Annotated in this window: 28 protein-coding genes, 1 pseudogene and 1 riboswitch; of the genes and pseudogenes, 23 read left to right on the top strand and 6 right to left on the bottom strand. The window is 62.9% G+C overall.

Translation table 11 applies throughout. From position 1 onward, the window contains the following. Window positions 1-33: 33 nt before the first annotated feature. A riboswitch (cobalamin riboswitch) is annotated at window positions 34-214 on the bottom strand. A 121-nt stretch (window positions 215-335) separates the two neighbouring features. The 6 genes from LB566_RS04065 to LB566_RS04040 all read left to right on the top strand — a co-directional run bounded on the left by LB566_RS04065 (window position 336) and on the right by LB566_RS04040 (window position 5294). Next, the gene (locus tag LB566_RS04065; RefSeq protein WP_224623313.1) at window positions 336-1262 is read left to right on the top strand and encodes a histone deacetylase family protein; all 927 of its coding nucleotides are present in this window, start codon (window positions 336-338) and stop codon (window positions 1260-1262) included. Between the two features lie 3 nt (window positions 1263-1265). Then, on the top strand, window positions 1266-1517 hold the full coding sequence (locus tag LB566_RS04060) for an exodeoxyribonuclease VII small subunit (protein ID WP_140638655.1): 252 nt from the start codon (window positions 1266-1268) through the stop codon (window positions 1515-1517). A 98-nt stretch (window positions 1518-1615) separates the two neighbouring features. Continuing rightward, entirely contained in the window at window positions 1616-1882 is a 267-nt protein-coding gene (locus LB566_RS04055; protein ID WP_224623311.1) for a DUF2277 domain-containing protein, read from the top strand. Window positions 1883-1922: 40 nt separating this feature from the next. Beyond that, window positions 1923-2843 (top strand): pirin family protein, encoded by a 921-nt coding sequence (locus tag LB566_RS04050; protein WP_224623309.1) that lies wholly within the window; start codon window positions 1923-1925, stop codon window positions 2841-2843. Window positions 2844-2920: 77 nt separating this feature from the next. Further along, window positions 2921-4858: a 1-deoxy-D-xylulose-5-phosphate synthase gene (gene dxs / locus LB566_RS04045; RefSeq protein ID WP_224623307.1), complete on the top strand. Its 1938-nt coding sequence runs from the start codon at window positions 2921-2923 to the stop codon at window positions 4856-4858. Between the two features lie 148 nt (window positions 4859-5006). Beyond that, complete coding sequence (locus LB566_RS04040) at window positions 5007-5294, top strand: hypothetical protein (protein ID WP_224623305.1); 288 nt, start codon at window positions 5007-5009, stop codon at window positions 5292-5294. A 6-nt stretch (window positions 5295-5300) separates the two neighbouring features. Here LB566_RS04040 and LB566_RS04035 read toward each other — a convergent pair whose 3' ends face one another. Further along, the gene (locus LB566_RS04035) at window positions 5301-5702 is read right to left on the bottom strand and encodes a GFA family protein (RefSeq protein WP_224623303.1); all 402 of its coding nucleotides are present in this window, start codon (window positions 5700-5702) and stop codon (window positions 5301-5303) included. Window positions 5703-5859: 157 nt separating this feature from the next. Here LB566_RS04035 and LB566_RS04030 point away from each other — a divergent pair, with 157 nt between their 5' ends. The 3 genes from LB566_RS04030 to LB566_RS04020 all read left to right on the top strand — a co-directional run bounded on the left by LB566_RS04030 (window position 5860) and on the right by LB566_RS04020 (window position 8289). After that, window positions 5860-6624, top strand: coding sequence for a TlyA family RNA methyltransferase (locus LB566_RS04030; RefSeq protein ID WP_224623301.1), 765 nt, complete (start codon window positions 5860-5862; stop codon window positions 6622-6624). After that, entirely contained in the window at window positions 6621-7856 is a 1236-nt protein-coding gene (locus LB566_RS04025) for a class I SAM-dependent RNA methyltransferase (protein ID WP_224623300.1), read from the top strand. The genes LB566_RS04030 and LB566_RS04025 overlap by 4 nt, the downstream gene beginning before the upstream one ends. A gap of 148 nt (window positions 7857-8004) precedes the next feature. Beyond that, window positions 8005-8289 (top strand): hypothetical protein, encoded by a 285-nt coding sequence (locus LB566_RS04020; RefSeq protein ID WP_224623298.1) that lies wholly within the window; start codon window positions 8005-8007, stop codon window positions 8287-8289. A gap of 21 nt (window positions 8290-8310) precedes the next feature. On the opposite strand, the gene tldD is transcribed toward LB566_RS04020, so the two are convergent. Beyond that, the gene (gene tldD / locus LB566_RS04015) at window positions 8311-9723 is read right to left on the bottom strand and encodes a metalloprotease TldD (RefSeq protein WP_224623296.1); all 1413 of its coding nucleotides are present in this window, start codon (window positions 9721-9723) and stop codon (window positions 8311-8313) included. Window positions 9724-9887: 164 nt separating this feature from the next. After that, window positions 9888-10433 (bottom strand): invasion associated locus B family protein, encoded by a 546-nt coding sequence (locus LB566_RS04010; RefSeq protein WP_140551044.1) that lies wholly within the window; start codon window positions 10431-10433, stop codon window positions 9888-9890. 375 nt (window positions 10434-10808) lie between these two features. On the opposite strand from LB566_RS04010, the gene coxB reads away from it, so the two are divergent. The 13 genes and pseudogenes from coxB to LB566_RS03945 all read left to right on the top strand — a co-directional run bounded on the left by coxB (window position 10809) and on the right by LB566_RS03945 (window position 20950). Next, window positions 10809-11708: a cytochrome c oxidase subunit II gene (gene coxB / locus LB566_RS04005; RefSeq protein ID WP_411910453.1), complete on the top strand. Its 900-nt coding sequence runs from the start codon at window positions 10809-10811 to the stop codon at window positions 11706-11708. A gap of 38 nt (window positions 11709-11746) precedes the next feature. Beyond that, window positions 11747-13399, top strand: coding sequence for a cytochrome c oxidase subunit I (gene ctaD / locus LB566_RS04000; protein WP_140494972.1), 1653 nt, complete (start codon window positions 11747-11749; stop codon window positions 13397-13399). A gap of 72 nt (window positions 13400-13471) precedes the next feature. Continuing rightward, window positions 13472-14416: a heme o synthase gene (locus LB566_RS03995; protein WP_140551041.1), complete on the top strand. Its 945-nt coding sequence runs from the start codon at window positions 13472-13474 to the stop codon at window positions 14414-14416. Between the two features lie 2 nt (window positions 14417-14418). Beyond that, window positions 14419-14580 carry a hypothetical protein gene (locus LB566_RS03990; protein WP_140494968.1) on the top strand — a complete coding sequence of 54 codons (162 nt, stop codon included), beginning with the start codon at window positions 14419-14421 and terminating at the stop codon, window positions 14578-14580. A gap of 8 nt (window positions 14581-14588) precedes the next feature. Further along, the gene (locus tag LB566_RS03985) at window positions 14589-15221 is read left to right on the top strand and encodes a cytochrome c oxidase assembly protein (protein ID WP_224623292.1); all 633 of its coding nucleotides are present in this window, start codon (window positions 14589-14591) and stop codon (window positions 15219-15221) included. 1 nt (window position 15222) lies between these two features. Next, window positions 15223-16101: a cytochrome c oxidase subunit 3 gene (locus LB566_RS03980; RefSeq protein WP_140551039.1), complete on the top strand. Its 879-nt coding sequence runs from the start codon at window positions 15223-15225 to the stop codon at window positions 16099-16101. A 262-nt stretch (window positions 16102-16363) separates the two neighbouring features. Then, complete coding sequence (locus LB566_RS03975) at window positions 16364-16768, top strand: DUF983 domain-containing protein (protein ID WP_224623290.1); 405 nt, start codon at window positions 16364-16366, stop codon at window positions 16766-16768. Window positions 16769-16773: 5 nt separating this feature from the next. Next, window positions 16774-17520 (top strand): SURF1 family protein, encoded by a 747-nt coding sequence (locus LB566_RS03970; protein ID WP_411910457.1) that lies wholly within the window; start codon window positions 16774-16776, stop codon window positions 17518-17520. 87 nt (window positions 17521-17607) lie between these two features. Then, the gene (ispH, locus tag LB566_RS03965) at window positions 17608-18618 is read left to right on the top strand and encodes a 4-hydroxy-3-methylbut-2-enyl diphosphate reductase (RefSeq protein ID WP_224623286.1); all 1011 of its coding nucleotides are present in this window, start codon (window positions 17608-17610) and stop codon (window positions 18616-18618) included. Window positions 18619-18623: 5 nt separating this feature from the next. Beyond that, the gene (locus tag LB566_RS03960; RefSeq protein WP_224623284.1) at window positions 18624-19586 is read left to right on the top strand and encodes a homoserine kinase; all 963 of its coding nucleotides are present in this window, start codon (window positions 18624-18626) and stop codon (window positions 19584-19586) included. Beyond that, the gene (rnhA, locus tag LB566_RS03955) at window positions 19583-20116 is read left to right on the top strand and encodes a ribonuclease HI (RefSeq protein ID WP_224623282.1); all 534 of its coding nucleotides are present in this window, start codon (window positions 19583-19585) and stop codon (window positions 20114-20116) included. Before LB566_RS03960 ends, rnhA begins: the two co-directional genes overlap by 4 nt. Window positions 20117-20368: 252 nt before the next feature. Then, on the top strand, window positions 20369-20650 hold the full coding sequence (locus LB566_RS03950; RefSeq protein WP_224623280.1) for a type II toxin-antitoxin system ParD family antitoxin: 282 nt from the start codon (window positions 20369-20371) through the stop codon (window positions 20648-20650). Further along, window positions 20640-20950: pseudogene (locus LB566_RS03945) on the top strand (type II toxin-antitoxin system RelE/ParE family toxin). Before LB566_RS03950 ends, LB566_RS03945 begins: the two are co-directional and overlap by 11 nt. A 4-nt stretch (window positions 20951-20954) precedes the next feature. On the opposite strand, the gene LB566_RS03940 reads toward LB566_RS03945, so the two are convergent. From LB566_RS03940 to LB566_RS03930, 3 genes are all read right to left on the bottom strand, one after another. After that, entirely contained in the window at window positions 20955-21431 is a 477-nt protein-coding gene (locus tag LB566_RS03940) for a DUF2938 domain-containing protein (protein ID WP_224623278.1), read from the bottom strand. 92 nt (window positions 21432-21523) lie between these two features. Next, window positions 21524-22006 carry a peroxiredoxin gene (locus tag LB566_RS03935; protein WP_224623277.1) on the bottom strand — a complete coding sequence of 161 codons (483 nt, stop codon included), beginning with the start codon at window positions 22004-22006 and terminating at the stop codon, window positions 21524-21526. 85 nt (window positions 22007-22091) lie between these two features. Further along, a complete protein-coding gene (locus LB566_RS03930) occupies window positions 22092-22898 on the bottom strand; it encodes a protein-disulfide reductase DsbD domain-containing protein (protein ID WP_224623275.1) in 807 nt (268 codons plus the stop codon). A 169-nt stretch (window positions 22899-23067) separates the two neighbouring features. Between LB566_RS03930 and LB566_RS03925 the strand changes: the two genes are divergently transcribed. Further along, on the top strand, window positions 23068-23676 hold the full coding sequence (locus LB566_RS03925) for a YqgE/AlgH family protein (protein ID WP_140494949.1): 609 nt from the start codon (window positions 23068-23070) through the stop codon (window positions 23674-23676). The last annotated feature ends 8 nt before the right edge of the window (window positions 23677-23684 follow it).

The raw sequence follows: 23684 nt of genomic DNA, 5'->3' as shown, positions 1-23684 counted from the left end.
GATTGCAATCAACTGCCGTCCGCCTGACCATGCGGATGACGATGCCTGCCAGGCCGGTCTTCTGGCTCGGGATCAACCCGCGTCCGGCGCCTTCCCGTCATCGACAGTGGCACTTACCGGCGCGGTCCCCCTTACAGCGTTGGGCACGCCACGGGATCAAACCGTGTTCCCGATTCTCCCGCTCGCGGCGGGCACCAGGCAGCGGCCGGGACTTTACGACGAAGCCTCCGCGCCGCCAATCCCAGCGGCGACGCGAATGGACGCAGGCGCGATTTTCCCCAGCCATCAGGCCGCAACGCATGGCTATCGCCGCGCCGGGGCACTAGATAGGGAGCATGGCCACTCGTCTCTACACCCATCCGATCTTCCTCGAGCACATCACGCCACCCGGCCATCCGGAGCGGCCGGACCGCTTGCGCGCCATCGAGCGCGTGCTCGACGACGAAGCTTTTGCCGCGCTCGACCGCACTGAGGCGCCGGAAGGCGACGAGGCCACCATTCTCTATGCGCATCCCGCCGACTTCGTCGAACGAGTGCGCGCCGCCATTCCCGAGACGGGCATCGCCCGCATCGATGCCGACACAACGGCCAGCCCGAAGAGCTGGCAGGCGGCGATCACCGCGATCGGCGCCGCCAACGCCGGTGTCGACGACGTCTTTGCCGGCCGGGCAGACAACGTTTTCGTCGCCGCCCGACCGCCCGGCCACCATGCCGAGAAAGCGACCGCGATGGGCTTCTGCCTGTTCAACACGGCGGCCATCGCCGCACGTTATGCACAGCGCAAACACGGTATCGAACGTGTCGCCATCGTCGACTGGGACGTGCATCACGGTAACGGCACGCAGGATATTTTCTGGGACGATCCGTCCGTGCTTTATTGCTCGACGCACCAGATGCCGCTCTACCCCGGCACCGGAGCAAAGAACGAAACCGGCGCCGGCAACATCGTCAACGCGCCGCTTGCGCCGCAAACCGGCAGCGAGGCGTTCCGCGATGCCTTCCTGTCGCGCGTGCTGCCCTCGCTCGACAATTTTGCACCCGACCTGATCATTATTTCGGCCGGCTTCGACGCGCATCATCGCGACCCGCTGGCCGAGATCAACCTGACCGAGGATGATTTCGACTGGGCGACCGGCCAGCTCATGCAGCGCGCGGCGCGCCACAGCGGCAACCGGCTCGTCAGCCTGCTCGAGGGCGGCTACGATCTGCAAGGATTGGCATTTTCGGTCGCCGCCCATGTCGGGCGACTGATGAAAGGATGAATGATGGCTGGTGAAACCAACGAAGACGTCAAGGCGATGAGCTTCGAACAGGCTCTCGACGCGCTGGAGAAGATCGTCGATGATCTGGAGCGTGGCGATGTGCCGCTCGACCAGTCGATCAGGATCTACGAGCGCGGCGAGGCGCTGAAGGTGCATTGCGACCGGCTGCTCAAGGCGGCCGAGGACAAGGTGGAGAAGATCAGGCTGTCCCGCGACGGCAAGCCGATCGGGACGGAGCCGCTGGACGCGGATTGAGGCACGCAGCCGTCTCTCTGGTTTTTGACACGATCATGATTGAGGATAGAACGCATCCCGATTGAAACGGCTCCAGGACAAGAGGAGATACGGAAGCGATGTGCAGAAACATCAAGACCCTGTTCAATTTTGATCCGCCGGCAACCGATGACGAGGTGCGCGATGCAGCCCTTCAGTTCGTCCGCAAGCTGAGCGGAACGACGCGGCCTTCGAAGCAGAACCAGCACGCATTCGACCATGCCGTCGAGGCCATCGCGGCGTCGGCGCGCGAGCTTCTCGATTCGCTTGAAACCAACCAGCATCCGCGCAACCGTGAAGAAGTGGCGGCCAAACTGCGGGCGAGGGCGGCGATCCGCTTTGCCTGATCTGGCCAAAGCAGCCATCGGCGGCTGACAAGGAGAGTTCATGAGCTTCTTCCCCGGGAAGGACCCCGAAATAGGCGACGCCTTTGCCAGCGACCAGATCGAATTGATGGTCATTCCGAACGCGAAGGACATTGGCGGTTTTCAGGTTCGCCGTGCCTTGCCGACTGCCAGAAGGCGGCTGGTCGGTCCCTTCATCTTCTTCGACCGCATGGGGCCTGCCATCCTGCGCGCCGGTCAGGCGCTCGACGTCCGGCCGCATCCGCATATCGGTCTGTCGACGGTCACCTACCTGTTCGATGGCAGGATCAGGCATCGCGATTCGCTCGGCACCGAAATGGTGATCGAGCCGGGTGACGTGAACCTGATGACCGCCGGCCGCGGCATCGTCCATTCGGAGCGCACGCCGGAAGAACTGCGCGGCGCGCCGATGTCGGTCTCGGGCCTGCAGACATGGCTGGCGCTGCCGGACGGCAAGGAGGAAGTAGCGCCGGTGTTCGAGAACACCGCTGTCGCGCGGCTTCCCGACATCGACGCGGAAGGCGTCAGTGGCCGCATCGTCATCGGCGATTTCCAGGGGCTGCGTTCCCCGGTGCGGGCCGATTCCGAGACGCTCTACGCCGATCTCAGGCTGGCGCCGGGCGCCAGCGTCAAAATCCCGGCCGACGCGGAAGAACGCGCCATCTACACGCTGGAAGGCGAGGTCTCGATTTCCGGCGACGTGTTTCCGGCCGAACGGCTGCTGGTGTTCCGGCCCGGCGACGAGATCGTCGTATCCTCACAGGGCGGTGCCCATTTCATGCTGTTCGGCGGCGCCTCACTGGGCTCGAAGCGCTACATCTGGTGGAATTTCGTCTCGTCTTCCAAGGAGCGCATCGAGCAGGCCAAGCAAGAATGGAAGACCGGCCGCTTCGACATCGTTCCCGGCGATGAGAAAGAGTTCATTCCACTGCCGGAAGGCTGAGAAAATCGATGAGGGAGCCGGCCTTCCGCGCCATTTGACAGGCATTTACTTTCGCCTGACGGCGGCCTATCCCGCGCATGAACAGAAGCCTGGGCCTACCCGTGAACGCAACGCCGCATACGCCGCTTCTCGACAAGGTCCGCATCCCGGCCGAGCTGCGCACGCTTTCCGAAAGCGAATTGCCGCAACTGGCATCGGAGCTTCGCCTCGAACTGATCGACGCGGTGTCGCGCACCGGCGGTCATCTCGGCGCCGGGCTTGGCGTTGTCGAACTGACCGTGGCGCTGCACTATGTCTTCAACACACCCGATGACCGGCTGATCTGGGATGTTGGCCACCAGGCCTATCCGCACAAGATCCTGACCGGGCGCCGCGACCGCATCCGCACCTTGCGCCAGGAGGGCGGCCTCTCCGGCTTCACCCGCCGCACCGAGAGCGAATACGATCCGTTTGGCGCCGCCCACTCCTCGACGTCGATATCGGCGGGCCTGGGCATGGCGGCGGCCCGCGATCTTGCCGGCGGCCGCAACAATGTCATCGCCGTCATCGGCGACGGCGCCATGTCGGCCGGCATGGCCTACGAGGCGATGAACAATGCCGGTGCGCTCGATGCCCGCCTGATCGTCATTCTCAACGACAACGACATGTCGATCGCCCCGCCGACCGGCGCCATGAGCGCCTATCTGGCGCGCCTGGCCTCTGGCAAGGCCTATGTCGGCCTGCGCGACTTCGGCAAGAAACTGACCTCGTATCTCGGCAAGCGCGCCGACCGGGCCATCACCAGGGCCGTCGAGCACGCGCGCGGCTACGTGACCGGCGGCACGCTATTCGAGGAGCTCGGCTTCTACCATATCGGCCCGATCGACGGTCATAATCTGGACCATCTGATCCCGGTGCTGAAAAATGTCCGTGACAATGGCAAGGGGCCGGTGCTGATCCATGTCGTCACCCAGAAGGGCAAGGGCTACGCGCCCGCGGAGGCTGCGGCCGACAAATATCACGGCGTCAACAAGTTCGACGTGATCACCGGCGCGCAGGCCAAGGCTCCGGCCAACGCGCCGGCCTACACCAAGGTGTTCGCCGAAAGCCTGATCCGGGAGGCCCAGGAGGACGAGCGCATCGTCGCCGTCACCGCCGCCATGCCGGGCGGCACCGGGCTTGACCTGTTCGGCGAAGTGTTTCCGGCCAGGACCTTCGATGTAGGCATCGCCGAGCAGCATGCGGTGACGTTCGCGGCCGGCCTCGCTACCGAAGGCTACAAGCCGTTCGCGGCGATCTATTCCACCTTCTTGCAACGTGCCTACGACCAGGTCGTGCACGACGTGGCGATCCAGAAACTGCCGGTGCGCTTCCCGATCGATCGCGCCGGCTTCGTCGGCGCCGACGGCGCCACCCATTGCGGCGCCTTCGACACCACCTTCCTGGCCTCCCTGCCGGGCTTCGTCGTCATGGCGGCGGCCGACGAGGCGGAACTGCGCCACATGGTGCGCACGGCGGCAACCTACGATGACGGCCCGATCGCCTTCCGCTATCCGCGCGGCAATGGCGTCGGAGTCGACATGCCCGATCGCGGCTCGGTGCTCGAAATCGGCAAGGGCCGCATCGTCAGGGAAGGCAGCAAGGTGGCGCTCCTGTCCTTCGGCACGCGCTTGCAGGATTGCTTGGTCGCGGCCGAGGAACTGGGCGCGGCCGGGCTTTCGACCACCGTCGCCGATGCCCGCTTCGCCAAGCCGCTCGATGTAGACCTGATCCGCCGGCTGGCCCGCTCGCATGAGGTTCTGGTCACGGTGGAGGAGGGCGCCATCGGCGGCTTCGCCAGTCACGTTTTGCAGTTCCTCGCCCATGAGGGCCTGCTGGAAAGCGGCCTGAAAGTGCGCCCGCTTGTGCTGCCGGACGTGTTTGCCGACCACGCTAAGCCGGAAAAGATGTATGCCGATGCCGGTCTCGATGCCGCCGGCATCGTCCATACGGTTTTCACCGCCCTCGGGCAGGCGGTCCGCGCCCAGCGCGCCTGAATCAAAGTCTCAAACCTCTGGATCGGTTTGTCGGCTATTTGTAATAACGCATTGTTTACGCTGCTGTTTGGCGGTTTGATTACCGTGTCTCTTGGTCATTTTTGAACGGCGCCCTGCTAGATCCGCATCAGGCAGGGAGACAATTGGAATGAGGACGTTTCTGTACGGCACGGCCGTTTTTGCCGTGATGGTCGTGCCGGCTGCCGCAGAGACGCGATACGACCGCAATCTCGAAAAGGCGGCCGCGGGTATAGTCGCCGGCAAGATGGGCGATATCAGGGGCGGCTTTTCCTACAAGCAGGTGCCGCAACTGGTGCCGGACGCCGCACCAATGCCGGCTGTCCCGGTCGAGCATTCACGTGAGCAAGCGTCAGGCAATGCGGATGACGGCCTGTCTCCCGCTGTTGAGCGGCAGGTGCCGCGCGCCACATTTTAGCCCAGCCTAAAACCACATGTCGCGCACGCAACGGCCGTCGCGTGGAAGATCATCATAGGTATCGAGACCGTCGAAATGGTCGATCGGCAGATCGGCGACGTCCTCCGGCGGCGCCAGCCGCACATTGACGGCGATGCGTGTTCGACCGGAAGCATCGGCGCGCAATCCGCGCCAGGCCAGCACGCAGGCACAGGCCGGGCAAAACAGGATTTCCAGCGAAGGCGTGCCCTTTTCGGTCCGCCTGTAGCTTCTCGTCGGCCCCGCGACGCGGATCCGTTCATCGACATAGTCGTAGGCCCAGAGCACGCCGTAGCGGCGACAAAGCGTGCAGTTGCAGGCTGTGATCGACCCAGGGTCGCCTTCCAGCGTCCAGTGCGTCGCGCCACAGTGACAGGTTCCGGTCAGCACTTTCGACTTCCCCGTATAGACAGCAACCCCATTGTGCCGGCCCGCCGCGACGCTCGCAAGCCGCGCAGCGGCCTGACGCCCCGCATGCTTGCGATGATGTTTCTTGTTCCCCGCCCAATGTCCTTGCCTTCGCAGCGCGCATTCGCCATGAAGGCCGATGAACTCGCCCCTGCCAGCCAGCACCCGCCAGCGGCTCGACGACCTGCTCGTCCAGCGCGGGCTGTTTGCCAGCCGCTCACGTGCCCGCGACGCCGTCGAGCGCGGCACGGTGACGATCGATGGCGCCATTGCCCGCAAGCCTGGTCAGAACGTTTCTCCGCAATGCCTTGTTGTCGTCGACGATCCGGCCCAGGGCTATGTCTCGCGCGCGGCGCTGAAACTGATCGCCGGCCTCGATCATTTCGGCCTCGATCCGGCCGGCCGCGAGGCGCTCGACATCGGCGCCTCGACCGGCGGATTCACCCAAGTGCTGCTCGAACGCGGCGCGACCCATGTCACGGCGATCGATGTCGGTCACGGCCAGATGCATCCCGATATCGGCAATGACGCGCGCGTGACGGTCATTGAAGGGCTGAACGCCCGCGATCTCTCGGCCGCCGATCTTGGCGGCCGCAATCCGCACTTCGTCGTCTCCGACGTCAGTTTCATTTCCCTGAAGCTTGCATTGCCGCCCGCGCTCGCCATTGCGAAGCCCGGTGCCGCCGCGGTCTTTCTGGTCAAGCCGCAATTTGAAGCAGGCCGCGAAGCGATCGGCAAGGGCGGTTTGTTGAAAGATCCTTTCGACGCCGCCCGTGTCGCCGGCCTGCTGCACGATTGGCTGGATGCCGTCCCGGGCTGGCGTGCGCTCGGCCTGCATCTGTCGCCGATCGAAGGGGGCGATGGCAACCGCGAATTCCTGCTCGGCGGGGTCAAGGACCGATGAGCGCGCGCTTCACCATCGGCAAGCTCGGCGCGCAGGGTGACGGCGTCGCCAAGACCGAGACCGGAGAGGTCTTCATCCCGTTCACGCTGCCGGGCGAAACCGTCACCGCCGCGCGCGAAAGGGATCGCGCCGCGCTGATGGCGCTGATCGAGGCCTCGCCCCTGCGCATCGAACCCGCCTGCCGCCATTTCGGCGAGTGCGGCGGCTGCGCCCTCCAGCATCTAGAGGCGCAAGCCTATCAGCAGTGGAAGCGCGAGAAGGTCGTGCATACGCTGAGGGGCATCGATTGCGAAATAGGCGATTTGGTTGCCTGCGCGCCGCATACGCGCCGCCGCGTCGTGCTCGCCGCCCGGCGCACCGAAACAGGCATGCTGCTCGGCTTCAATCGCCATCTGTCGCCGGAAATCATTTCCATCTCCGAATGCCCGATCTCGCTGCCGGGGATCGTCGGCGCGCTCGACGGCTTGAGGGCGCTCGCCGAATTGATCTGCGCCACCCCGAAATCGTTTCGGATGGCGGTCACCGTGACGGGTTCCGGCCTCGACGTGGCGGTGCATGAATCGGGCAAGCTCGGCGAAAACCAGCGACGCGTCGCTTCCAATTTTGTCATTGCGCAGGGCTTTGCCAGACTGTCCATCGATGACGAGATCATCATCGAGCCGAAGAAGCCTGTCGTCATGTTCGGCAGCGTTGCCGTCGCGGTGCCGCCGGGCGCCTTCCTGCAGGCAACGGAGGCAGCCGAACGGACCATGGCCGATATCGTCGGCGGACATTTGAAACGTGCCAAAAAAATTGCCGATCTCTTCGCCGGCTGCGGCAGCTTCGCCCTGCGGTTGGCCGCGAGATCGGAAGTGCATGCGGTGGAAGGCGATGCGGCCGCGCTTTCGGCGCTCGATCGGGGTTCACGCTTCGCCACCGGCTTGAAACGCGTGACCGGCGAGCGCCGAGACCTGTTCCGCCGTCCGCTGACGTTCAAGGAGTTAAACGCCTTTGATGGCGTTGTCTTCGATCCGCCCCGCGCGGGCGCCGAGGATCAGTCAAAGCAGATCGCCCGATCGGATGTTCCATTCGTTGCCGCGGTATCCTGCAACCCGGTGACGCTCGCGCGGGATTTGCGCATCCTCATCGACGGCGGCTACGCGGTGAAAAGCGTGACGCCGATCGACCAGTTTCTGTGGTCGTCCCATGTCGAGGCTGTTGCCTTGCTGGAGAAGCCGCGAAAAAGACGCTAGGCGCTTAGCCCTGCTCAGCGAGACTGGCTGTCATGCAGTCTGCCCCGAAATCCCAGCCAGGTTTATCGCTAAAGTTGTGGATAATCGCCACTGCAGTTGTATCTGCCCTCGAAAAAGGCATAATCCAAATTGGGATAGGGGGGAGAAGATGATTTCATCGGGACTTGTTGCCGAGATTTTTGGCTCGGCTCTCATCATGGCGCTCACCGGTGCGGTGCTCGCTTGGATCTTGAGAAAATTCACGCGTATGGGGCTGGTGCCATCCTATGCGCTTGGCGTTGCGGTCATGACGTTTGTCGGCGCTGCGCTCTATGTCTCCGGCCACAATGGGACCGTCAACTACCTCAGTGCATGGTCCCAGTACGCGATCGGTGGCGTTGTCGGTTTCCTGATCCTGTACGCTACGTCGCGCCGGTCTGTGAGCAAGACCTAGCAGACTGGCCACGAGGCGGCTTCAAACCCTCGTGCCGCCGACCGTCATCTGGTCCATCCTGAGGTGCGGCTGGCCGACGCCGACTGGTACGCCCTGTCCGGCCTTGCCGCACATGCCGATGCCATTGTCGAGCTTCATGTCGTTGCCGATCATCGAAACGCGGTGCATGGCGTCGGGTCCGTTCCCGATCAGCATGGCGCCCTTGATCGGCTGCGTCACCTTGCCGTTCTCGATCATGTAGGCTTCGGTGCAGCCGAACACGAACTTCCCCGAGGTGATGTCCACCTGGCCGCCGCCGAAGGAGACGGCATAGATGCCGTTCTTGACCGAGGCGATGATCTCGTTCGGCTCCATGTCGCCCGATGTCATGTAGGTGTTGGTCATGCGCGGCATCGGCTGGTGCGCGTAGCCCTCGCGCCTGCCGTTGCCGGTGGCCCGCATGCCCATCAGCCGGGCGTTTTGGCGGTCCTGCATGTAACCGACCAGCTTGCCGTCCTCGATCAGCACGTTGCGCGCCGAAGGCGTGCCTTCGTCGTCGACGGTGAGTGAGCCGCGCCGCTCGGCGATCGTGCCGTCATCGACGACGGTGACGCCCTTTGCCGCCACCTGCTGGCCCATCAGGCCGGCGAAGGCGGAAGTCTTCTTGCGGTTGAAGTCGCCTTCCAGCCCGTGGCCGACGGCCTCGTGCAGCATGACGCCGGGCCAGCCGCTGGAGAGCACGATGTCGAAGGTGCCGGCCGGCGCCGGTATGGCTTCGAGATTGACCAGCGCCTGGCGCAGCGCCTCCTTGGCGGCATGCTTCCAGCTGTCCTCGACGAGGAAGTCGCCGAACGCCTTGCGCCCGCCCATGCCGTAGGAGCCGCTTTCCTGGCGGTCGCCGTCGCCGACCACCACTGACACGTTCACCCTGACCAGCGGCCGGATGTCGCGTACCACCTGGCCGTCGGCGCGCACGATCTCGACATGCTGCCATGACGAGGTTAGCGATGCCGAGACCTGGCGCACGCGCGGATCTTCGGCGCGCAGCCAGGCGTCGATTTCCTGCAACAGCTTCGCCTTGGCCTCGAAGGAAGGCGAGGGGATAGGGTTCTCATCGCCATAGAGATAGCGGTTGGTGCGGGCGGGCGCGGCGGCAAGCGTCCCGGAATAGCCGCCCTTGACGGTTGAGACGGCGTCAGCCGCGCGTCGCAGCGAGGCCTCGGACAGGTCGCTGGAGTGGGCATAGCCGCTGGCTTCGCCGGCAACCGCGCGCAGGCCGAAACCCTGGTCGGTGTTGAAATTGGCTGTCTTCAGCCGACCATTGTCGAACATCAGCGCTTCGCTCTCGCTGTATTCGACGAACAGCTCGCCATCGTCGGCGCCGTTGATGGTCTCTGCGACGATCTCCTTGACGCGATCGTCGGAAATATCGAATTGGCCGATAAGGCTGTTCATGGCGTATGTCCGTGGATGAATGGTTATATCCGGGATGTAGGCGCGAAGCCGTGCCCAGACAATCGCCAATCGTCATTCAGATGCAGGGCGGCGGCGTCCCGGATCCATCCCAGGTCCGGAAAACCTGTCGCTGATCGGCAGATCCTGGGTCGAGGCGCGGGAGTCTACGGCAGGGCTGCAAATCCGTCGGCAAAACCCTTGAGGTCCACCGGGATGCCGATGCCTTCTTCCGGCGTCTGGAAGACGATGAACGTGGCCGACGTGCCGGTCTTCAGCGTATCGAGCAGCGGCTTCTCGAGAATGACCTCGGCGTAGCAGCCGTCCTGGAAGCAGCGCACGAAATAGGCGCGGCCGATATCCTTGCCGTCGACATTGAGGCCGAGCCCGTTGGGCAAGAGCACACCGAGCGGCGCCAGCACACGCAGGATCTCCGCCTTGTTGTCGGCGGTGCGCAGCACGACGACCGACAGTCCCATCTCCGGGCGGTCCTCGGCGACGACGTTCTGCATCATCACGCATTGTTCTGACGTGGCGCCGGCCGGTGTGTCGCAGATGATCGACCACGCGCCATGGGTCGACTTGACCGTGCCGCTCGGCTGGGCCGCGTTGGCCTGGCCGGCGGCAGACAAGCCGGCGACGGACAAGGCGGTGAGAAAGATGACCTTCGCCAAGGGGCTCGAAAGCCCAAATCCCGACAGCCAAGAGTTCATGACGGCTCCATTGCGAATCACGGCACTTTAAGCCGCGCCAAAGCCAAGTAAAGGACGAGACAGCGGCCGAGCCGCTACGAAAATGCCAATGCGGCGCTTTTCCTAGCCAATTTCGCCCGAATTACGACGCCAGGCGCGCCGGCCGGCAGGAAGCAGCCGATCCGTCGGATATAGCCGATTCGCCATGGCGGCCGCCGCCTTCAAAGATGCATTCCGGCTTGCGCGCAAAAATGCCGCACGGTTTCCTCCGCTCCTTTCTTGCGGAGGGAAAAAGAGTATGGTTTGAACCAGCTTGAGACAGTCGGGATTCCCGTCCCGGCATTGTTCGTTATTCTCGTGGACACAGCCGCGAGGAACTGGGAGACGAAGAGGGCGATGAGAAATTTCCTGGCAAACGCCAAGTTTCCAGCAAGTGCCAAGTTTCTAAGCGCTTGTGCCGTTAGCACGTTTTTCGCCGGCACGGCCGCCCATGCCGATCAGCCTGTCGAGTGGGAGACGACCTTCCAGGCGCCGGCAACCGACATGATGCGCCAGATCGAGTGGTTCGGAAACTACACGATGTGGTTCATCATCCCGATCACCGCCCTGGTATTGGTCCTTCTGATCTACTGCATCGTGAAATTCCGCGCGAGCGCCAACCCGGTTCCGTCCAAGACCAGCCACAACACGCTGATCGAGGTGATCTGGACTGTCGGCCCCGTCGTCGTCCTGCTCTGCCTCGCCATCCCGTCGTTCCAGCTCTTGACTGCGCAGTACACGCCGCCGGAAGAAGCCAAGCTCACCGTCAAGGCGACGGGCAACCAGTGGAACTGGGATTACGAATACCAGACCGACAACACGCTCTCGTTCAACTCGGCGATCCTCCAGGATGGCGACCGTGCCGCCGCCGGCAAGGAGGATCGCAAGGTCTATCCGCGCCTGCTTGCCGTCGACAACGAGATGGTGGTGCCCGTCCACACAATGACCCGGGTGCTCGTCACTGCGACCGACGTGATCCATTCCTTCGCCATGCCGTCCTTCGGCATCAAGATCGATGCCATTCCCGGCCGCACCAACGAGACCTGGTTCAAGGCGGAGAAGGAAGGCCTCTATTACGGCCAGTGCTCGCAGCTTTGCGGCAAGGACCATGCCTTCATGCCGATCGCCATCCGCGTCGTCTCCGACGCGCAGTTCAAGACCTGGCTGGCTGCGGCCAAGACCGATCTGCCCGGCGCCAACAAGACGCTGATGGCCGAGGTCGATGGCCAGAACAAGGTAGCGGCCGCCGGCAACTGATGCCGCGGGTTAGCAAGATTTAGGGAACGGAGCGGAACATGGCAGACGCTGCAGCTCACGACGGGCACGACCACAAGCCTTATCATGGTTGGGTGCGCTGGGTTTATTCTACCAACCACAAGGACATCGGTACGCTCTACCTGATCTTTGCGATCATGGCCGGCATCATCGGCGGCGCGCTGTCGGTCGCCATCCGCATGGAGTTGCAGGAGCCTGGCATCCAGATCTTCAGCGGTCTTGCGCAGATGGTCTACGGCATGAACGGTGACGCCGCGATCGACGGCGGCAAGAGCATGTACAACGCCTTCGCCACGGCGCACGCGCTGATCATGATCTTCTTCATGGTCATGCCGGCCCTGATCGGCGGTTTTGCCAACTGGATGGTGCCGATCATGATCGGCGCCCCGGACATGGCGTTCCCGCGCATGAACAACATCTCGTTCTGGCTGCTGCCGCCGGCTTTCATCCTGCTGCTTATCTCGATGTTCGTGCCGAGCGCGCCCGGCGCCTACGGCGTCGGCGGCGGCTGGACGCTCTATCCGCCGCTTTCGACCTCCGGTCAGCCCGGCCCGGCCATGGATCTGGCGATCCTGTCGATCCACATCGCCGGCGCGTCCTCGATCCTGGGTGCCATCAACTTCATCACCACCATCTTCAACATGCGCGCGCCAGGCATGACGCTGCACAAGATGCCGCTGTTTGCCTGGTCGGTGCTGGTCACCGCATTCCTGCTGTTGTTGTCGCTTCCGGTTCTTGCCGGCGGCATCACCATGCTGCTTACCGACCGCAATTTCGGCACGACCTTTTTCGCTCCCGATGGCGGCGGCGATCCGCTGTTGTTCCAGCACCTGTTCTGGTTCTTCGGCCATCCGGAAGTGTATATTCTGATCCTGCCGGGCTTCGGCATCATCAGCCATATCGTCTCGACCTTCTCGCGCAAGCCGGTGTTCGGCTACCTCGGCATGGCCTACGCCATGGTCGCGATCGGCGCGGTCGGCTTCATCGTCTGGGCGCACCACATGTACACGACCGGCCTGTCGCTCGACACGCAGCGCTATTTCGTCTTCGCCACCATGGTCATCGCGGTGCCGACGGGCGTGAAGATCTTCTCCTGGATCGCGACGATGTGGGGCGGATCGATATCGTTCAAGCCGCCGATGCTGTGGGCGCTGGGCTTCATCTTCCTGTTCACGATCGGTGGTGTTACCGGGGTTCAGCTGGCCAATGCCGGTCTCGACCGGTCGCTGCACGACACCTATTTCGTGATCGCGCATTTCCATTACGTGCTGTCGCTGGGGGCGGTGTTCGCCATCTTCGCCGGCTGGTACTACTGGTTCCCGAAGATGACCGGCTACATGTATTCGCCTGTCATCGCCAACACCCATTTCTGGGTCATGTTCGTCGGCGTCAACCTTGTCTTCTTCCCGCAGCACTTCCTCGGCCTTGCCGGCATGCCGCGCCGCACCATCGACTATCCGGACGCGTTTGCGGGCTGGAACATGGTGTCGTCCTACGGTTCGTATATTTCGGCCGTCGGCGTGGTGATCTTCCTCTATGGCGTGTTCGAAGCCTTCCAGAAGAAGCGGATCGCTGGCGCTAATCCATGGGGCGAGGGCGCAACGACGCTGGAATGGCAGCTGCCTTCGCCGCCGCCGTTCCACCAGTGGGAGCAGCTGCCGAAGATCAAATAAAGCGGCAGCCCGGAATCGAAACCGCCGGCCTGCCGGCGGTTTCGGCCAAACGGAATATGGATTTGAGTACGCATGGCCCTTGTCGACGAAACCAGCATTGACGAAGCGGGCTTCCGCATGTCGGAAGCGACGGCGGGTGATTTCTTCGCCCTCCTGAAGCCGCGCGTCATGTCGCTGGTGGTGTTCACCGCCTTTGTCGGACTGGTCGCGGCACCCGTGACCATCAATCCGCTGCTGGCGGTGATCGCGATCCTGGCTATTGCCATTGGGGCTGGTGCCTCCGGCGCGCTCAACATGTGGTACGATGCCGATATCGACGCGGTGATGACGCGCACTGCCACCCGCCCGGTGCCGGCCGGCCGCATCCAGCCCCACGAGGCGTTGAGCTTTGGGTTGGTGCTTTCGGTTTTGTCGGTGATGACGCTCGGCGTGCTGGTCAACTGGCTGTCGGCGGCGCTGCTGGCCTTCACCATCTTCTTCTATGCCGTCGTCTACACGATGTGGCTGAAGCGCTGGACGCCGCAGAACATCGTCATTGGCGGTGCTGCCGGCGCCATTCCGCCCGTCATCGGCTGGGCCGCGGTGACCGGCACGGTCAGCCTGGAGAGCGTCGTCCTGTTCCTCATCATCTTCCTGTGGACGCCGCCGCATTTCTGGGCGCTGGCGCTGTTCAAGTCGCAGGATTATGAACGCGCCGGCATCCCGATGATGCCCAATGTCGCCGGCCCTGCGTCGACCCGCCGCCAGATCTTCGCCTATGCTCTGGTGCTGGCCCCGGTCGGTGTGCTGCCGTGGCTGCTTGGCTACACCACGCCGTTCTATGGCGTGGCTGCCCTGCTGCTCGGGCTCGGCTTTGTCTGGTATGCGTGGAAAGTGCTTGGCATGGCCGACGACGATCGCGCGATGAAGCCAGCCAAGGCGTTGTTCGGCTATTCGCTGCTCTATCTCTTCGCCATCTTCGCCGTCTATCTCGCCGATAGCGTCGTTGAACGTGCACTCGCGGTGGGTGGAGCATGAGCATGATCGAAGACAAGCTCGAAACGGTCACCTTGACCGAGCGCCAGCGGAAGGCCCGGCGCAACCGCTCGGTCGCCATCGGCGTGGCCTTGGCCGTGCTGGTCGTTATCTTCTATATCGCGACGATCGTGAAGTTCGGTCATAACCTCTCTGGCACGATGTGAGGCAGGAGATGGGTGTCGACACGAGCGCCAAACCGGCCAGGAACAACAGCAACCGCCTTGTGGCGGCCGTCTGCCTTGCCTTCTTCACGGGCATGATCGGCATGGCCTATGCCGCAGTGCCGCTCTACAAGATGTTCTGCCAGGCGACAGGCTATGGCGGCACGACGCAACGCGTCGAGAAGCAATATGCCGGCCGCGTGCTCGATCGCGAGATCACCGTCCGCTTCGATGCCAATATCGCCGGCGTGCCGTGGGATTTCCAGCCGGTCCAGCGCTCGATGACCATGAAGATCGGCGAGACGGTGCAGGCGCACTATCAGGCGACCAACAAGTTCGATCGCCCCATCACCGGCCGCGCCACCTTCAATGTCCAGCCTGAACTGGCGGGTCCCTACTTCAACAAGGTCGAATGCTTCTGCTTCACCGACACGACGCTGAAGCCTGGCGAAACGCTTGACATGCCGGTCCTGTTCTACGTGGACCCCGATATCGTCAACGTGCCGGAACTGAAGGACGTGAAGACGATCACCCTGTCCTACACGATGTTTCCGGTCGAGAAGAACAAGCCGGTCGCATCGTCGGAGCCGGTCCAGGGCAACAGCAAGACAATTTCGAATACCGAAGGAAATCTCGGGGGTTGATATGGCAGACGCGCACGCAAAACATCACGACTATCATCTCGTCGACCCGAGCCCGTGGCCTTTCCTGGGATCGATAGGGGCGCTCGTCACCGCCTTTGGCGGCGTTTGCCTCATGGAATACCTGAAGGGCGGCTCATTCCCGATCTTCGGCTTCAACATCGCCAATCCGTGGCTGTTCTTCATCGGCCTCGCGATCGTCCTCTACACCATGTTCGCCTGGTGGTCGGACACGATCAAGGAAGCGCATGAGGGCCATCACACGCGGGTCGTGTCGTTGCATCTGCGCTATGGCATGATCATGTTCATCGCCTCCGAGGTGATGTTCTTCGTCGCCTGGTTCTGGGCCTATTTCGACGCCAGCCTATTTCCTGGCGAAGCCCACCAATATGCCCGCACCGCGTTCACCGGCGGCGTCTGGCCGCCGAAGGGCATGGAGGTTCTCGATCCTTTCCATTTGCCGCTCTACAACACCGTGATCCTGCTGTTGTCGGGCACCACGGTCACCTGGGCGCACCACTCCCTTATCCACGGCGATCGCAAGGGGCTGATCAATGGCCTGGTGCTGACCGTCGGCCTCGGCATGCTGTTCACCATGGTGCAGGCCTACGAGTACATGCACGCTCCGTTCGCCTTCAAGGATTCCATCTACGGCGCCACCTTCTTCATGGCGACCGGATTCCACGGCTTCCATGTCATCATCGGCACCATCTTTTTGCTGGTTTGCCTGATCCGGGCCATGAAGGGCGACTTCACGCCCAAGCAGCATTTCGGTTTCGAGGCTGCCGCCTGGTACTGGCATTTCGTCGACGTGGTCTGGCTGTTCCTGTTCGCCTCGATCTACGTCTGGGGATCGGTCGGCGCGGTGATCGAAGCCCACTGATACCGGTCTGATGACTTTGAAGGGGCGGCTGCGGCAACGTGGCCGCCTTCTTCTTTTCGGCGCAATGCAATCCGGTCGGTTGCGAAGGCGCGCAGCGTCGACGCCGGCGGCATGATTATGATCCACGGCAGCCCAACGGATTCGGCGGCTGCTTCAATTGGTCGGCTGGACCGATGGCGGCATTGCCGTTACGGACTCCGGCATGGACGAAGCCTGCGCAGTGGTGGTCGATGGGAGACCCATCGGAATTGAGCGGTAAGCGATGAGCGACGACGCTTCGAGGAGTGAAGATAGGGCGATCTGGCCTCCGATCGACCCGATTTCGGCGGGCCTGCATGGACGCTGCCCGCGCTGCGGCGAGGGGCGGCTGTTTTCCGGCTTTCTCACCGTAGGCAAACGCTGCACCAGTTGCGGCCTCGATTATTCCTATGCCGATGCCGGCGACGGGCCCGCGGTTTTCGTCATCCTGATCATCGGCTTCATCATCGTCGGCCTGGCGCTCTGGGTCGAAGTGACGCTGAGCCCGCCGCTCTGGCTGCATCTGCTGGTCTGGATCCCGCTGGCGCTGGTGCTGTGCCTGACGGCGCTCCGGCTGATCAAGGGGGTGCTGCTCACGCTGCAGTACCGCAACAAGGCGGCCGAGGGCCGGCTGGATCGCGGCGAATGACCGACATGTCCACCAAAGACGGCGGTCGTTCGCGGCCAGGATCGGTATTGCTGCTCGGCATTGGCCTCGTCCTGCTCCTGATCCTGCTGGCGCTCGGCACCTGGCAGGTCCAGCGCCTGCACTGGAAGGAGGGTCTTCTCCAGACCATCGACCAGCGCACCCACTCGCCGCCGCTCCCGCTGGCCGAGGTGGAGAAACAATTCGCCTCGACTGGGGACGTCGACTACACTCCGGTGACGGTGACCGGCACGTTCCTGCATTCGGGCGAGCGGCATTTCTACGCGACATGGGAAGGCGAAGCCGGCTTCAACGTCTACACGCCGCTGGCCCTCGACGATGGCCGCTTCGTCCTGATCAATCGCGGTTTCGTGCCATACGATCTGAAGGATGCCGCCAAGCGCGCCAAGGGACAGGTCGCGGGCAAGGTGACGGTCACCGGTCTCGCTCGCAATCCGCTGCCGGCGAAGCCGTCGATGATGCTTCCCGACAACGATGTTCCGAAGAACATCTTCTACTGGAAGGACCGCGACGCAATGGCGGCGAGCGCTGGCCTGCCGGCGGGTGCCAAGCTGGTGCCAATCTTCATCGACGCCGACAAGACGCCCAATCCGGGCGGTTTGCCCATCGGTGGCGTCACCATCATCGACCTGCCGAACAGCCATCTGCAATATGCCGTGACCTGGTATGGGCTTGCCGCCGCACTTGCCGCCGTTCTCATCCTGCGGCTTTGCAGGCCAGCGAAAGAGGAATGAGCGCGACCGACCTGCTTGAAGGGCCATCGCCCTTGACAGGACAGGGGCAGGCACCTCATTTCGGCTCTGATCAAACGGCCCGGATTCATGCTTCAGACCACCACAAAGCCTCCTCTGACGATCCGCCTCTGCCAGCCGCGCGGTTTTTGCGCCGGCGTCGACCGTGCTATCCAGATCGTCGTGCTGGCGCTGAAGAAATATGGCGCGCCGGTGTATGTCCGCCACGAGATCGTGCACAACCGCTATGTCGTTGAAGGGCTGCAAAGCCTTGGCGCCGTGTTTATCGAGGAACTTTCCGAGATTCCGGCCGAACATCGGCAGTCGCCCGTCGTCTTTTCTGCGCATGGCGTGCCGAAGTCGGTACCGGCGGATGCCCAGGCGCGCAATTTGTTCTATCTCGACGCCACCTGCCCATTGGTCTCGAAGGTCCACAAGCAGGCGATGCGCCACCAGCGGCTCGGCCGCCACGTGCTCCTGATCGGCCATGCCGGGCATCCCGAGGTGATCGGCACCATGGGACAATTGCCGGAAGGCGCGGTAACGCTGATCGAGACCGAAGCCGATGCCGCAAGGCTTGCGCCGGCGGACCCGAAGGCGCTCGGCTTCGTCACCCAGACCACCCTTTCGGTCGAAGACACGGCCGGCATCATCCGGGCGCTGCAGGACCGCTTTCCCGACCTGCAGGCGCCGGCGGCGGAATCGATCTGCTATGCCACCACGAACCGCCAGGAAGCGGTCAAGGACACCGCCGCGGGCGCCGATCTCTACCTGATCGTCGGCGCGCCCAATTCGTCCAATTCGCGGCGTCTTGTCGAAGTGGCTGAGCGTGCGGGGGCTGCGATGTCGCTTCTGGTGCAGCGTGCCGCCGAGATTCCGTGGGACGACATCGGCGACATCTCGACGCTCGGTCTGTCGGCGGGGGCGTCGGCGCCGGAGATCATCGTCGACGAGATCATCGATGCGTTCCGCCAGCGCTTCGATGTCACGATCGACCTGGCCATCACGGCCACTGAAACGGAGGATTTTCCCGTCATGCGGGTACTGCGCGATGTCGAACTGACGGCGGCCGACATGGCTTTCGTCAACGGGGCGCCGTAAGGCACATGGCGGTCTACACCGACGTTGCGGAAGGCGAACTCGGCGCATTCCTGAAGCACTATCCGGTCGGCGATCTCCTGTCTTACAAGGGCATCGCGGAGGGCACCGAGAATTCGAATTTTTTGCTGCACACCTCCAGCGGCTCCTACATCCTGACGCTCTATGAAAGACGGGTGGAGAAGGCGGATCTGCCGTTTTTCCTGGGGTTAATGGGCCATCTCGCCAAAAAGGGCGTGTCCTGCCCGCTGCCGGTAACCGCGCATGACGGCAGCGTCATCGGCACGCTGGCGGGCCGGCCGGCCGTCATCATCACTTTCCTCGAGGGTCTCTCGCTCCGGCGACCGACATCCATCCACTGCGCCGAGGTCGGCAAGGCGTTGGCCGCCCTGCACCTGGCCGGAGCCGATTTTCCGATGGCCCGCCCCAATGCGCTCGCCATCGACGGCTGGCGCAAGCTCTGGTCGGCAGCTCGCGACCGTGCCGATGAAGTCGAGCCGGGCCTTGCGGCCGAAGTCGACGCCGACTTCGCCGACTTCGAGCGGAATTGGCCGAAGGGTCTCCCGGAAGGCATCATCCATGCCGATCTTTTCCCGGACAACGTGTTCTTTCTCGGCGAGAAGCTCTCCGGCCTGATTGATTTTTATTTCGCTTGCAACGACCTCTATGCCTATGACGTCGCCACCTGCCTGAACGCCTGGTGCTTCGAGAAGGATTTTTCCTTCAATCTCACCAAGGGCAAGGCATTGCTTGCCGGCTACCAGGGTGTGCGGCCTCTGAGTGATCAGGAAAAGGCAGCACTTCCGATGCTGGCACGGGGCTCGGCGCTGCGTTTCATGCTGACCCGGCTATATGACTGGCTGACCGTTCCCGATGGCGGGCTGGTGATGAAACGCGATCCAACCGAATACATCAGGAGAATGCGGTTTCATCGGACGATCAAATCTGCTTCGGAATACGGGCTGGCATGAGCAAACACGTTGAGATCTTCACCGATGGTGCCTGTTCGGGCAATCCCGGCCCGGGCGGCTGGGGCGCGATCCTGCGCTTCAATGGCGCCACCAAGGAACTATCGGGTGGCGAGGCCGAGACGACCAACAACCGCATGGAATTGCTTGCCGCCATCTCGGCGCTGAACGCGCTCAGGGAACCTTGCACGGTCGATCTTCACACCGACAGCAAATATGTCATGGACGGCATTTCAAAGTGGATCCATGGCTGGAAGAAGAACGGCTGGAAGACCGCCGACAAGAAGCCGGTCAAGAACGGCGAGCTCTGGCAGGCGCTCGATGAGGCAAATCGGCGTCACAAGGTCACCTGGATCTGGGTCAAGGGCCATGCCGGCCATATCGAGAACGAACGCGCGGACGAACTCGCTCGTGAGGGCATGGCGCCGTTCAAGAAGGGCCCGGTCAAGCTTGTTTCTACCCCACCCAAGCCGGTCGCGCAGTCCAAGCAGCCGGCGGTGGCAAAGGCGCGGCGTTCGACCCAAAGCTATTGAATTCCGGGTCGGCACCCTCCCCAGGCTGGGATCTCTATCATGCCGGTCCTGCACCATGTGACGCATCCCCAGGTTTGGACGCCAAGATTCCGGTACCGGGATGGGGCCTGTCCGATGTTGGACGCACGAGAGCGATTGCAATACTGGCTGCTTTAACCAACGCCAGCGGGCGTGCGCATAGAGCCCATAACGTTGCAGTTGCTCCGGGATGGGAGTAATATTTCCTACCAAAGAGCAATGGAGGAAACCGGCGTGGCGAATGTGGAAAAAATGAGCATTGCGGTGACGCCGCAGCAGGCAGCCGTCATGCGAGAGGCGGTGGAAGCGGGCGAGTATGCCACTGCAAGCGAGATTGTGCGGGAAGCAGTGCGAGATTGGCTGGCCAAACGCGAACTGCGGCATGAGGATATCCATCGGCTGAGGCAGCTGTGGGATGAAGGCAAGGCAAGCGGAAGACCCGAGCCTGTGGATTTCGACGAGCTGCGAAAGGAAGCTCGGCGAAAGCTGACGGACATTTCGCCGAATGGCCGTTAGGCTAGTCTGGTCACCCGCAGCTGAGCGGACCTCATCGACATCTACATGATGATCGGCAGCGAAAACATACGGGCAGCCGATCGTTATTATGATCGGCTGGAAGCGCGAGCCATGCAGCTGGCAGACCAGCCGCGCATGGGAATTAGACGACCGGACATTAGGTCGTCCGCACGAATGCTGGTGGAGACGCCGTTTTTACTGCTCTACGAAACAATTCCGGACACCGACGATGGCCCTGTTGAGCAAGTTGAAATCGTCCGGGTTGTGGATGGACGGCGAGATTTGAACCGCTTGTTCTAGCCATTCAGCGGATCAACAGTGCCGTGCCCCAAAGCCCGAGGGCGAACACGGTATGTGAAACCAGGTTGAGCGCCCGTACCTTCATCGGGTTGGGCCGCTTCGATGCTGCCCAGCCCGCGCCCATGCCAGGCGCCAGCAGGAACCAGCCGGCGCCGACGGTGACGATGCCGAGGATGAAAGCAGGCAGGAAGGTCGGCGCGACAAGCCAGCTCGCTCCGGCCACGACAACAAGGATGATGCCGTAGACGATGCCGACGAAGTAATGGAAAGCCCAGCCCAGCGCCTGCTCATGCGCGTACGGCGCAGCCTCGCCGATATCGTCGTGGAAAACCTTGTCGCGGAGGTGCCATACCCAGCGCCCGACCGGTCCCCAGTTCGGCCGCGGCTGGCCGAACGCCTTGTGCAGGAACAGGGCCCAGATATCCATCAGCAGCGTGGCGCCGATGCCAATCGCAACGGCGCGCCAGAAGATGTCAAACATCGTTGGAATCCCCCCACAAGTCCGGCAGTTCCGGGACGCGATCGCTTGTCGGCGAGGCCTGCGGCCGCAGCCCGCCTAACGGCCGCTGAAGCTTACAGCTGTCCCAGAATATGTGCCGCGCCGGATTCATCGACGCCGGGCTTGGTCTCGACATTGAGGGCGGTGACCTTGCCGTCATCGACGATCATCGAAAACCGCTTCGACCGAAGACCCATGCCGCCGCCGGAGAAGTCGGCGTCGAGGCCGATCGCCTTGGCGAAGTCGCCATTGCCGTCGGCGAGGAACAGGATCTTGCCTTCACCGCCGGTGAAGCGCGCCCAGGCGCCCATGACATGGACGTCGTTGACCGAAACAACGGCGATCGTATCGACGCCGCGCGCCAGGATGGCGTCGTGGTTCTCCAGATAGCCGGGCAAATGATTGTTGCTGCAGGTCGGCGTGAAGGCGCCTGGCACGGCAAACAGCACGACCTTCTTTCCTGCAAAAATCTCGGCCGTCGTGATCGGCTTGGGACCGTCGGCGGTCATCGTCTTGAACGTCGTATCGGGCAGTCTGTCGCCAGCGGAAATGGACATGGGTTCCTCGTTTGCGAGAATGGGGAAGGACGTGGCCTTGGGTAGCGAACTATGCGGTTTCCCGCAACCATCGCGGAGGGCTGGATCAAGGGAAAGGCAGAAGCCCTTCGACCGCGCCTGCCGAACTCGTCAGCGTATAGTGTAGTCCGCCATCCGTGGGTGTCGTCGAGGGCCGGTCGAGGATCGGCACGGTGAAGATCAGCTTGCCGTCCTTCTGGCTGCGGGCCGGCGAACCGAACATGTAGTCGCGGTCTCCTGCGACGAAGAAGTCCGCCGCTTCCGGATCGCCGGGAAAGCTCGCCTCCACAACCAGCGTTTCATGGTCGCCCGGCAGCACGTTGATGCCGAAGTCGGATCTTGCCGGCGCGGGCAAGGCGGCGAAGCTCGCCTTGACCAGCTCTGCGTCCTCGGCATTATCCGGGTCGGAGCCGGGGTCGACGGTCAGCCGCGTCTGCACAGGGATGCAGATCGTCTCGCAAATGCCGAGAAAAATGTCGGCGTCGATAACGGACGGATCCTTCGCGGTCGACAGCGTGAACGTCACCGGCAGCGAGACCGGATAGTCGTAGCCCGCCCATTTGCCGTAGCCGTCATCATGACGCTTCGGCGCCGGGAAGGAAAGGCTGGCATCGGAAATGTTGGTGCTGGCCGAGATATCGAGTTGCGGCGGCACGCCCGCGTCGCCCGGGTCGCGCCAATAGGTCTTCCAGCCAGGCTTGAGCGCGATGTCGAGAACGCCCCGAATGCGGCCGGCATCGTCGGGCTTGCCGCTCGTCACCAGCCGTACCTTGCCACCTTCGCTATTGTACCAGGCGGACGAAGAGGCGGCGGCCGGGAGTGTGATTGCCGATCCGATAACGGCGCCGAGCAACAGGATTTTCAAGCTTTGCATGGTGGTGATTTGATCGTCCGTTCATGGCCGTGCAATGATTTCATGGTCTTGCCGGTATCATATTTGCGTGACCTTTGCCGCAGGTAATGATCGGCCGGCGGCATGGGCTTGATCGAAAACCGGCGCGGTACATCTTTTCGGCGCCCGGGAAACGCGTTACGCTCTGATCATGGACTTGTTGCGCCACAAGAAGACGGCCGCCGGCAGCGGCTTTCTCGACGATCAGTTCCTCATTGCCATGCCCGGCATGAAGGACGACCGTTTCACGCGCTCGGTCATTTACATCTGCGCCCACAGCGATGAGGGCGCGATGGGCCTGATCATCAACCAGACGCAGCAGATGCTGTTTCCAGACCTTTTGGTGCAACTCGGCATCATGAACGAGCACGAGGCGATCCGGTTGCCCGCCCGTACCCGTGATTTCGTCGTTCGCAATGGCGGGCCCGTCGACCGCAGCCGCGGCTTCGTGCTGCATACGGGCGACTACCGGGTGGAGTCTTCGCTGACCGTTTCCGACGATGTCTGTCTGACCGCGACCGTCGACATATTGCGCGCTATATCGTCGGGCCGGGGACCCCGTCACGCGCTGATGGCGCTGGGTTATTCGGGCTGGGGCGCCGGCCAACTGGAAACCGAGATAGCCGAAAACGGCTGGCTGACCTGTCCGGCTACTCCGGAGCTTTTGTTCGATACCGACATCGAGCGCAAATATGACCGGATTCTTGCCTCGATCGGCATCGACCTCGCGCATTTGAGTGTGGCGGCCGGCCACGCCTGAGCTCCGGC

The organism is Mesorhizobium sp. CA13 (assembly GCF_020165235.1).
In the GTDB taxonomy this organism is placed as follows: domain Bacteria; phylum Pseudomonadota; class Alphaproteobacteria; order Rhizobiales; family Rhizobiaceae; genus Mesorhizobium.
The sequence above is the reverse complement of the archived record's forward strand: the minus strand, read 5'-3'. Positions and strand labels throughout refer to the sequence as shown.